Here is a 7,491-nt window from a genome sequence, read left to right on the forward strand (position 1 = left end):
AAAATTTATGAATATAAGCTTCTGTGATAAGCGTTTTTATGTAGGTTGCATATACTGATATCAAAATCACGACGTCAAAAAAAGGAGAGATAGAGATGGCAAGAAAAAAACAACCTAAATACAACGTAGGGGACATAGTCGTGATTACGCTATATGGAACCGTTGGGAAAATCACAAATATGAAGGTTTTAGATGGAGTTTATGTATACGAAGTCAATAATCACGATGGATTTTACGTAGAGCAAACATTGCAGCACGTTACAGAGCAAGATATGAAAAAGGGCGATACGGAGTGGATTGAATTAAATTATAATTTCACGTTTGGTGATCTTGTGCAAGTAACTGGATATGATAAAGATGTTTTCCGTATTGTTGGTTTTCGTACAGAAGTATGGAGATATAAGAATGACGCATGGGAAGATACAATTTATGAATTGTCACGGATTACGGATGGTGAATGGTTAGAAGCGGATGAATCAGATTTAACGTTACTAGCCAATGCTCAAACGGCAAATGCAATTTTGAAGAAAATGAAACAAGATAAAGCAGGTATGAATAAATTGGATTTAGGAAAGTTAAAGTCAATTAACAACTCGAAAAAAGTGAGTGTTAAGACGAATCGTCAAGAAATCATTGATGGATTACTTGACATTTATAACGATTATCAATTATTGTTCGATACATTTAAAGATGAAGAATATAAAATTGTAATGGATGTTGTTCATAATTATTTAGTTAAATTGACAGAGAAAAAGTAGTTAACTAGAAAGAGAGAATAAATTGAACAACAACATATGCAGTATAAGGTATGCCTACAACTATTAAAAAAATAAAAAGCCACTTTATAAGAGAGTCTGCCCATTGATCTTCATGCATGAACTCTTCTTTTGTTTGTCCTACTTCATATTGATTTTCCATTATTATTTCCCCCTTTGAATAGCTTGTACTACAATCGTATGCATCTCGTCCAAAGCTTATGACCTATAAAAAAATAAAATCTATTTTTCTAATCTCATATACATAATTTTGAGATTTTTTCATAAAACAGAAATAAAGGAGTGATGCTCATGAAGGAAATTGAAGTCGTGATTGATACGGAAGAGATTGCGGAGTTTTTTTATGAGCAACTAATTGAAAGAGGGTACGTCCCAAAACGAGAAGAAATTGAAGATCTCGCAGATATTACATTTGAGTATTTATTAGAGAAATGCATGATTGATGAAGTTTTTGATGAAGAGGATGAATGAAAGTAACGACGGGCATAACTCGTCGTTTTTTACTCTTTACAAACCTGTCACAAATATAGTCAATAATTATTGATATAATGAAAAGGAAATTTTACTCAAGAGGTGAAGGAATGTTCAAAAAAATTATTGATTCTTTATTAGGAAAGAAAAAATATCGTTCGTATTCAAGTAGTGATTATCGTCGTAGAGGGCGCTCGTATTCAAGTAGCGATTATAAACGACGTTCATCTGGTTATGGACATCAACATTATAAAAGAAAACGTAAAAGCCGTAGCTTCTTTTCAAGTAGCTGATGAAATGGCGTCGTGTACTAGCATTATTTGATAGACCACTGCGAAAAAATACAATTGTTGCAGAGCGTTATAAAATTGAATCAGTAATTGGAATGGGCAGTTATGGGGTTACATATGTCGTTAATGATTTACAAATAAATAGATATAAAGTCTTAAAACAATTAAGACAAAGTAAACAAAGATATGAGTCTGGTAGAAAATCATTTGAACAAGAGAAAATGATTTTACAAACATTAAATCATCATGCAATTCCTAGTCTATATGATCATTTCCTATGGGAGAAAAAGAGCTTCTTTGTGATGGAGTACATGCCTGGTAAAAATTTTGAAGATTATATTTTCATAGATGGGTATGTATATACAGAACGTGAAGTTTTTGAAATTTTATATGAAATATTAGAAATTGTATCGGTGTTTCATAGTGAAGGCATTATTCATCGAGATTTACGCATTCCAAACATATTAATGAAAGAAAATCAAATTAGTATTATTGATTTTGGATTGGCTAAATGGAAAGGTGAGGATGATGAGCGAGTTACAACTTACGAAGGTGAACAAGCTTTGATGCGAGAAGTTCAATTTCGTAGCGACTTTTATGCGCTCGGTCATTTCTCATTATTTTTATTATATGCAGGATATGAATCTAATGAAAAACAGGAAAAACCATGGTACGAAGAATTAACTTTGGAACATTATAATCGCGAAATGCTTATGCGAATGTTACAAATAAAAACGCCGTACTATGAGAATGTACAAGATTTAAAACAAGATGTAGCTTCTGCTTTAGAAAGGATGGAGACTCCATGTTTCAAAAGTTTTTAGCAAGCGTTGGTATTGGAAGTGCAAAGGTAGATACTGTTCTTGAAAAAGATGAGTATATTGTTGGGGAAGAAATAGTTGGAAAGGTTCATATAACTGGAGGTTCAATTAGCCAACAAATTGAAAGCATTTACTTAACATTATCGACGTCGTATGTACGAGAAGTGGATGATAAAAAAGTAACAGCAACATATGATTTAGAGCGAGTACGCTTAACCGAACCTTTTTCTGTAGAACCGAATGAAACAGTTGACATTCCATTTTCTTTTCCAATGCCAATTGAAGCACCACTTACACTTGGTATGAAAACGGTTTGGATTCACACAGGTCTTGATATTAAACGTAGTATAGACCCAAGTGACCGCGACTACGTTCAAGTGTTACCTAATGCATTATTAAGTAGTGTTTTAGATAGTGTAAATGAATTAGGGTTTAAAGCACGTCATATAGAATGTGAAGAATTACCGCATCGATTACGTAAACAAGTTCCATTCGCACAAGAATTTGAGTTTATTCCGGTTTCTGGAGAGTACTACGGCAGATTAGATGAATTAGAATTATTAATTTTGCCACGTGCATACGACCGATTAGAAATAATTATGGAAGTAGATAGAAAATCACGTGGATTAGCTGGTTTATTCGCTGAGGCACTTGATCTTGATGAGAAGGTTATTCGCTTCACTGTAACAAGAGAAGATATCCCTGAGATGAAGCAAAAAATTAATAATTATATTTTTTAATAAACTATGCATAAAAAAGAAATGGAGAGGAAAACTAAAACAACCGCTCCATTTTTTTGCATAGTGAGGTTATGTATGTGAAACGATATCGACATTTATACTTGCTAAGTTTTACGTTACTCATTTGTTTTGTCGTATTATCACTTTCGTATCATACCGCTTGTATTGAGAACTTTGACAATATAGTCGCACATTTTATTCAAAGCTTTCGAAACGATTATTTGACGACCTATTTTACTTGGGTGTCTTTTATCGGTTCCAAAAGAATATATTTTCCATTACTCATTATTCTTGTAATGTATTTTCTCGTTAGAAAAAAGTTGCTTAGTGCGTTACTTCTAACAATTAATTACTACGGATCTCGTTATTTAAACAGTATGCTTAAACTATGGTACGAACGAGCAAGACCTGATGTCACGCAGCTTGTTACTGCAACTGGATATAGTTTTCCGAGCGGTCATACGATGAATGCTACTGCTTTTTTAGGATTTATTGCATACGTCACAATTACTGAAGAGCGTATTTCGTTGCATAAAAAATTGTTAATTATTCTTATAGCAAGCTTTGTTGTATTATCTATTTCAGTTAGCCGAATATATCTTGGCGTGCACTATCCATCTGACATATTAGCAGGATGGGCAGCTGGTGGTAGCTGGCTCGTTTTATGTGTTATATTCCATAAAACGTTCATAAAAAAAGAACCTATGTCATAATAGGTTCTTTTTTCATTGGCTCAACATGAATGTGTGCATGGTAAATTCCAAACTTTTTGCGAAGCATAGCTTCGATGTTGTCGGTAATACAGTGACTTTCTCCAACATCCATGCGAGCATCTACTTCAATTGTAATATCAACGTACGTTTGATTCCCATACATACGTGCTCTAATATCTACAATGTTTTCCACACCGCCAATATGCTCAATAGCATCAGCGTATTCTTCCATTTTATCAGGATCAATTCCATCTGTAAGCATATGAGAAGATTCTACGAAAATCTCCCATGCAGTTTTACAAATAATAAGACCGACAATTAAAGCGGCAATAGGGTCTAAAATAGGCATTTGGAACTGAGAACCGACAATACCTACTACGGTACCAATACTTACGAGTGCATCTGATAAATTATCCTTTGCAGCGGCTTCTAATGATTTACTTTTTGTTCGTGCTGCAATTTTTTTCGTATACAAATACACGCAGTACATAACGACAGCAGAAAATAAAGCAACCCATGCAGCGAGTATATTAGGCGCTGCTTGTTTCGGATTTAAGAAAGATTGAATGGCACTAATAACAACTTCTAATCCGACTGTTGCCATAATGAAGGACGCAACAAGTGATGCGATTTGTTCGGCCCGCGAATGCCCATACGGATGATCTGGGTCACGAGGTTTACGAGATATTTTTAGACCAATTAATATCGCTAAAGAAGCACCGATATCCGTTAAGTTATTTAAACCGTCAGCACGTAATGCGCTAGAGAGGGTAATATAACTGATGATGATTTTCATAGAGGATAAAAATATGTAGGCCATAATGCTGACAATAGCGCCTTTATCAGCTTCTTTATGAGAAAGAGTATCCATTTTAATCACTCACCTTTCTTTAAAGGAATTTCTTTCTATAAATAGAGTATCAAACGAAAGTCGTGTGGGTCTATACAAACATTGTTGACGTTTTATAGCTTTTTAAGAAGGGGATAACAAAGTTTCGTGAAGGAAAAATATGTTGAAAAGTACAAAGTCAGGGTGTAAACCTAATTAGAGTCTATTTACTAAAGAGATAGGAGGGGAGATGGATCAAGAAACGAATACTTTTCTTACTACATATTATTCTTATCATGACAAGGTGTAATTCATTAAACGAGGAAAAACGTCAAAAGATAATTATGAAAACAGATGAAAGCCCTCTGGAAAATATTTTCCAGAGGGCTTTCATCTTAGTATGCTTCTAAAAACTCAGTAACTTGCTCTTCTGTTTTTGCGTTAGCACTATGTAAGTGGCCTAGCTTCTCACCGTTTTGGTATACAAGTAAACTTGGAATACCCATTACTTGATACTCTTCAGCGATACTTGGAAACTCATCTTTATTAATAGAATACCATTCAAATTTATTGAACTCTTCCATTACATCTCCGATAAAGTTGTCCATACGTACGCAATCTGGGCACCATGTAGTAAAGAACTTAACAACTACTGGCTCCTCGCTTGCGATGATGTCTTTGAATTCTTGTTCTGTTTTAATTTCTTTCATAAGTAAAACTCCTTTCAATATCACACGAATTTATATGCAAAATTCGCATTTGCAAACATGTTGCAAACTTATTATTTGTTTTTTAATTTTGTAGTTCGTTCACACTTATAAAATTGTATGTAACATGACTGCGCTACTAAGTGTGAAAATAACGGAACCTCACTTTTCTTTATAAGCTTTTTCCAGGATTGTGTCAAACTTTTGAATTTTATACAGAAATTAAAGAAGCCCAAACTTTGATTGAGTATGGGCAGAGTGACTAAAATTAATTGCTTATTAATTTCGAATAAATATTTAAATCGATAAGATTTCCAACTGATTTTTCGCTTTTTCTCAGAGTACCTTCAAAAGTAAAGTTTAATTTTTCTAATACTTTTACGGAATTTACATTTGCTGGTTCAACTTTTACAAAAATTGAATCAGGTTAGAAATTATATGGTTGTAATGGGAATTGAGGGATATGAATAAAAAAATTGTATCCCGCATTAACGGGCAGTAAGACCTCCACTGATTAAAGTTTCACTTTATTAGGGATTTGCCTTAAACATTTATTACAGTCAAGAATATTTATAATAATATGAACTAAAAAAGGTCCAATTTTTGTAATGTTGGAGGGGAGTATTGTGGACATAACTCAAAGCGTGGCAAGAATAGTGGTTAATGGGAAAGACCTTTCTTTCACTTCAGTTCAAACCTCTGCATGGAATCATGGACCTGTAAATGATTTAATCGTTACGACGAATCAGAGAGTGAATGAGCTTTATCAATTCATGTGGTCACAAGTACCGGTTACGATGTCGGTATATTTTCTTCAAGGGGCGGATTTACTTAGGTTCGTTAGGGTTGCTGGAATCGATGAGCGTGTAACCGGAGAATATGTATATCATTTCATTTGGTAATAAGAAGAATTCAAAGTAGTCTAGCAGCTACTGTTTTATTTTGTCATTTGAATATAAGCGAGCGGACTAGCTTATAGTACCTACTGAAATAAAGAATCATAATATAATTTGTAATAAATTATACGGAAGTGAGTTGAAGATCATGTTTTATTCATATTTTAATTCTGAAGCTGGCATACGACCAGCGTATGGTACGTCTATAACGTATAGTGGAGCACAAAGTACAGTCCAAGCTATTCAACAAGCATTGCAAATGCAACAACAAATGCAGCAGCAAGGAGTACAACCATATTACTCATCCGTAGAGTATTTTTACCCAGTACATCATGTTACACCGTACGGAAGTTCTTTTCTTACTATTCCATATGGAACTATATACAACTTATAACTAGTAAGGAATGAAGTTGTTTATATAAATAAGGGTGCAGATTAATAGCGCCCTTATGAATAAGAAAAATAGCTAGTCCAAACCTTATAAATCAATCTTACATAATATGTAGTAATAAGTTTGAAAGGGGAATTAGTATGTCTTGTTATTACTACTGTAAGTATTGTAAGGAGTATAAAAAGAAGCATCATGATTGTTGTAAGAACACTAGTAAGTGTCATGATAATAAGGACAATCTTGTTAGAGCATCGGCATTTAGAGCTAGAAATACTGTGAATCAAAATGTTCCTGCTAATACTTTTGTGAAAGTGTTATTTCAAAATGAACAATTTGATTTAGCGAATGAGTATAATCCAGCAACATCTATTTTTATGCCGAAGACTAAAGGAGTATATTCTATTATTGGAACGATTGGTTTCTTTCCAAACGATCCAACTTTAAATTATAGAGCGCGTGTAGAAATTCGTGTGAATGGAAACGCAGCGATAGCTATAGATAATGACTTTTTTGGTCCAATAAGTTTTGGAAATGTCGTAAGTGTTTCGACGATTGTTCAATTGAATGCAGGGGATGAAGTTGAGATTTATGCACAAAGTAGTATAGATGGGGTTTTAAGTCCTTTAGAAGATGGGGCACATTTTGAAGCAGCAAGATTTCCTTCTCCAATTAAATAAAACAGATCATTAAATGTTTTTTAGTAGGTTTAGTTAATCCCCTTACCAAATGGTGGGGGAATATTATTGTTTTTCTAAAATATATAAGTAAATAAGTAAAGTGTAGTTTAATTTGTAGAGGTTTCAATCTTCTTCAGATAATAAACAGCATAATAAGTAACATGCTTGTGAAAACTCATT

The 7,491-nt window shown here is 33.6% G+C and carries 12 protein-coding genes and 1 pseudogene; 9 read left to right on the plus strand and 4 right to left on the minus strand.

Annotation, left to right across the window (positions count from 1 at the left end):
• Positions 1-95: 95 nt before the first annotated feature.
• A complete protein-coding gene (locus ACQGSG_RS24480) occupies positions 96-758 on the plus strand; it encodes a hypothetical protein (RefSeq protein WP_000101499.1) in 663 nt (220 codons plus the stop codon).
• A gap of 4 nt (positions 759-762) precedes the next feature.
• On the opposite strand, the gene ACQGSG_RS24485 is transcribed toward ACQGSG_RS24480, so the two are convergent.
• Positions 763-918 carry a DUF3930 family protein gene (locus ACQGSG_RS24485; protein ID WP_000431486.1) on the minus strand — a complete coding sequence of 52 codons (156 nt, stop codon included), beginning with the start codon at positions 916-918 and terminating at the stop codon, positions 763-765.
• A gap of 149 nt (positions 919-1,067) precedes the next feature.
• Between ACQGSG_RS24485 and ACQGSG_RS24490 the strand changes: the two genes are divergently transcribed.
• The 5 genes from ACQGSG_RS24490 (at position 1,068) to ACQGSG_RS24510 (ending at position 3,811) form a co-directional block, all read left to right on the plus strand.
• A complete protein-coding gene (locus ACQGSG_RS24490) occupies positions 1,068-1,247 on the plus strand; it encodes a YozD family protein (RefSeq protein ID WP_000658451.1) in 180 nt (59 codons plus the stop codon).
• 110 nt (positions 1,248-1,357) lie between these two features.
• Entirely contained in the window at positions 1,358-1,540 is a 183-nt protein-coding gene (locus ACQGSG_RS24495) for a hypothetical protein (RefSeq protein ID WP_000473371.1), read from the plus strand.
• Positions 1,540-2,361 carry a serine/threonine protein kinase gene (locus tag ACQGSG_RS24500; protein ID WP_000872065.1) on the plus strand — a complete coding sequence of 274 codons (822 nt, stop codon included), beginning with the start codon at positions 1,540-1,542 and terminating at the stop codon, positions 2,359-2,361. Before ACQGSG_RS24495 ends, ACQGSG_RS24500 begins: the two co-directional genes overlap by 1 nt.
• On the plus strand, positions 2,343-3,098 hold the full coding sequence (locus ACQGSG_RS24505) for a sporulation protein (RefSeq protein WP_000486611.1): 756 nt from the start codon (positions 2,343-2,345) through the stop codon (positions 3,096-3,098). The genes ACQGSG_RS24500 and ACQGSG_RS24505 overlap by 19 nt, the downstream gene beginning before the upstream one ends.
• 77 nt (positions 3,099-3,175) lie before the next feature.
• Positions 3,176-3,811 carry a phosphatase PAP2 family protein gene (locus ACQGSG_RS24510; RefSeq protein WP_000833370.1) on the plus strand — a complete coding sequence of 212 codons (636 nt, stop codon included), beginning with the start codon at positions 3,176-3,178 and terminating at the stop codon, positions 3,809-3,811.
• On the opposite strand, the gene ACQGSG_RS24515 is transcribed toward ACQGSG_RS24510, so the two are convergent.
• From ACQGSG_RS24515 to ACQGSG_RS24525, 3 genes and pseudogenes are all read right to left on the minus strand, one after another.
• Entirely contained in the window at positions 3,801-4,682 is an 882-nt protein-coding gene (locus ACQGSG_RS24515) for a cation diffusion facilitator family transporter (RefSeq protein ID WP_000380380.1), read from the minus strand. The genes ACQGSG_RS24510 and ACQGSG_RS24515 overlap by 11 nt on opposite strands.
• A gap of 353 nt (positions 4,683-5,035) precedes the next feature.
• The gene (locus ACQGSG_RS24520) at positions 5,036-5,350 is read right to left on the minus strand and encodes a thioredoxin family protein (protein WP_000658787.1); all 315 of its coding nucleotides are present in this window, start codon (positions 5,348-5,350) and stop codon (positions 5,036-5,038) included.
• A 265-nt stretch (positions 5,351-5,615) separates the two neighbouring features.
• Positions 5,616-5,765 (minus strand): annotated as a pseudogene (locus tag ACQGSG_RS24525) (GNAT family N-acetyltransferase); the annotation flags it as partial.
• 208 nt (positions 5,766-5,973) lie between these two features.
• Here ACQGSG_RS24525 and ACQGSG_RS24530 point away from each other — a divergent pair.
• The 3 genes from ACQGSG_RS24530 (at position 5,974) to ACQGSG_RS24540 (ending at position 7,311) form a co-directional block, all read left to right on the plus strand.
• Complete coding sequence (locus ACQGSG_RS24530) at positions 5,974-6,249, plus strand: hypothetical protein (RefSeq protein WP_016109915.1); 276 nt, start codon at positions 5,974-5,976, stop codon at positions 6,247-6,249.
• 142 nt (positions 6,250-6,391) lie between these two features.
• Positions 6,392-6,637, plus strand: coding sequence for a DUF3947 family protein (locus ACQGSG_RS24535; RefSeq protein WP_097861807.1), 246 nt, complete (start codon positions 6,392-6,394; stop codon positions 6,635-6,637).
• 137 nt (positions 6,638-6,774) lie between these two features.
• Entirely contained in the window at positions 6,775-7,311 is a 537-nt protein-coding gene (locus ACQGSG_RS24540) for a C1q-like domain-containing protein (RefSeq protein ID WP_001278088.1), read from the plus strand.
• Positions 7,312-7,491 lie beyond the last annotated feature (180 nt).

It is taken from the genome of Bacillus sp. GMa5/1 (assembly GCF_050172015.1).
GTDB classification, from domain to species: Bacteria; Bacillota; Bacilli; order Bacillales; family Bacillaceae_G; genus Bacillus_A; species Bacillus_A cereus.